Genomic DNA, 2,377 nt, shown 5'->3' on the forward strand with positions numbered 1-2,377 from the left:
TGCGGCCACAGGGCATCAATGCTTGGCGATCCGGCGAGCGAACCTGAGTTGCAGCGTTGCCCGCCGGACCGTTGGGCCTCCGGACCAAGGGGCGGCCGGAGGCGAGTTAGGGAATTTGCCAGCGATTCAACCTACCGCGACGTCTTGCGCTCCAGATGTCGACTTCAGTCGCCATTAGTGGCGGCGAACCAGCCAGGTGCGACCGTTGATCTCGTGCGGCTCGTCGTCCTCCTCGAAACCAAACCAGCCGCGCCAGTAGTTAAACTGGACGCGCTGCAGGGCCGGATCGTCGGTCGCGAATATCCACCGCGCGAAGTCCGGCTCGAGGAACTCGACCTTCGGCATGTCGGGCTCGGGCGGGTGCCTAGCGGTGATCATGACGTAGCCCCTTGAGTGAGGCAGCTCGCAAGGTGCCGTCACCACGCAAGTGTTTGACCTTGGCGATGAGGCCCGGCTTCAACCAGGTGCCGCGCCGCCTTAAGGGCAGGGCAGGGGCGTCGATGGTGTTCGCCTCAACGTAGGCCCAGAAGTCCTCCCGGTCCGCCGCCTTCAGCGTAATGAAGGCATCACCTACATAGTGCAGGCCGTGCTCGTTTCGGCGGGCAAGGATCGCCACCGGCGCCCCTGTCGGCGACAGGTCGGCGCCGAGGACTTCGAACTCGCCTTCGGTGAAAGTCTTGGTCTTCAGCCAGGCATCGGTGTCGCCGCTCTTATAGCGGCTGCCGCGCTTCTTCGAGACGATCCCCTCGAGGCCCAAGGCGTCGATCGCGGCGAACGCCTCTGACCCGTCTACTCCGAGTTCCTCACTGAACGCCAGGCAAGGTGCCGGCGCGCTCTGCAGGAGCTCGTGCAGTTTGGCGCGCCGGGTCTCTATCGGCCTGCTGCGGACGTCCTCCCCGTCCAGGTACAGCAGGTCGAAGGCGACGAAGATTAAATCCTGCGGCCGCCAGCGGATGGCCGCTGGTAAGCCTGAGAAGTCGGCCGCGCCGCGGGCGTCGGGCAGGTAGACTTCGCCGTCAATGATGGCAGACGTGCAGCGCAGTTGCGCTGCGGCCGCAACGATCTGCGGATACTTCTCGGTCCAGTTGGCTCCGCTGCTGGTGAAGGCTTTCGCGGTGCCCGCCTCGACATGTAGTTGGGTGCGATAGCCGTCGAACCGGAGGGCGGGCTTATCGAGGAGCATGATCGCAATTTAATGCGGATGCGGAACGAATCCGAGTCGCCCGCCGATCACTGATTCGTTTCCTGGAACTCCATCGATCGGGGCAAGTTTGAATCGCCTGCGGCGCCTAGCTTCGGAGGAAGTTCATGACCATCTCGATCAAGCCGTCCGCTGCCTCTCAAGTGCGGGCCCTGGTGGCCAAGCAGCCGAACCTGACCCCTGAAGAAATTCACCGGATCTTGGGGATTCCTTTGGTGAACGTTAAGTCCGCGTTGGCGGCAAAGCCCCGCGACCAGCCGAAGAGGCGGAGCCTGGGCGTGCATACGTAGGCACTCGATGCCCCACTCAAAGCCGATAACAAAGAGCCCCGGCCGCTTGGGGTGGCCGGGGTTCCTTTTTTGCGCGGGGAATGGGGGCGACATCGCCCTGCGCGGGATGAGGACGGGGGCGCCCTCATCGTCCGCTCTCGCGGATTGCACCATCAATGCCGATGGCAAATTTTGGTTCCGAGCATGGGGGGACGCACTTTGGACAGACATAGCGGGCGCCCGCGCTCGGACGTCCGCCACATCATGAACTTCTAGTGCTGACCCCTACGGGTCGACCGCGTCAGTTCAGGTTGTCGAGATAGTCGCACGTCTCTCGGGTCTGTCGGTCGGTACCGTAATCGAAGATAGCGCGCCGATCGTTGGGACGATCTCGTGCCTCGGCTTCACTGCGCGGCAGCACCCGCGCGCTTTCCACATCTGCGTCTGCGCCGGCTGCGACATCCTCCTCGTTGAAGAAGGTCACGAGACAGACCAGCTCCTCGCGCGGCCTGCCGTTGTCGTCATCGTCGTGGCGGCCCYCGCCGCCGCCAAAGCCGCCGCCGCCGATTATGATGCTAAAGCTGAGGTTCGGCTGCATGCGCCGGCCCGACAGATACTCATCACGCAGTTCGTTSGAGACGAGATAGCGGGCCGAAACCCAGCCATCGGGACCAGGATGGGTGATGTAGCACCACCCGTTCGCGCGGCACCTTCGGACGTTTACGTCTTCGCCGCGAAACAATCGATCGACGACTCGATAGGAGGTGCTGGGGCCGGATCTGACGTTGATCGACCGCGTCGCCTCCGCCGCATCAGCCGCGGGCACCGCAAACGCGAGGCCACCGACAAGTGCAAGAGATGTAAGAGCTAGGTGTTTCATTTCATTACTCCGAGCCTACCCGCTACA

General features: G+C 63.3%; 4 protein-coding genes. 1 reads left to right on the forward strand and 3 read right to left on the reverse strand.

Features of this window, described 5'->3' with window-relative positions:
• Positions 1-174: 174 nt before the first annotated feature.
• Together AC1DWU_RS23095 and AC1DWU_RS23100 are read right to left on the reverse strand one after the other, a co-directional pair.
• Entirely contained in the window at positions 175-378 is a 204-nt protein-coding gene (locus AC1DWU_RS23095) for a hypothetical protein (RefSeq protein WP_477152367.1), read from the reverse strand.
• Complete coding sequence (locus AC1DWU_RS23100; RefSeq protein ID WP_477152368.1) at positions 365-1,183, reverse strand: ATP-dependent DNA ligase; 819 nt, start codon at positions 1,181-1,183, stop codon at positions 365-367. The genes AC1DWU_RS23095 and AC1DWU_RS23100 overlap by 14 nt, the downstream gene beginning before the upstream one ends.
• A 125-nt stretch (positions 1,184-1,308) precedes the next feature.
• Here AC1DWU_RS23100 and AC1DWU_RS23105 point away from each other — a divergent pair, with 125 nt between their 5' ends.
• Positions 1,309-1,491 carry a hypothetical protein gene (locus AC1DWU_RS23105; protein WP_477152369.1) on the forward strand — a complete coding sequence of 61 codons (183 nt, stop codon included), beginning with the start codon at positions 1,309-1,311 and terminating at the stop codon, positions 1,489-1,491.
• Between the two features lie 280 nt (positions 1,492-1,771).
• On the opposite strand, the gene AC1DWU_RS23110 is transcribed toward AC1DWU_RS23105, so the two are convergent.
• Positions 1,772-2,350 (reverse strand): SH3 domain-containing protein, encoded by a 579-nt coding sequence (locus AC1DWU_RS23110; protein ID WP_477152370.1) that lies wholly within the window; start codon positions 2,348-2,350, stop codon positions 1,772-1,774.
• Between the last annotated feature and the right edge of the window lie 27 nt (positions 2,351-2,377).

This window comes from Devosia sp. P2_G7, from assembly GCF_056403495.1.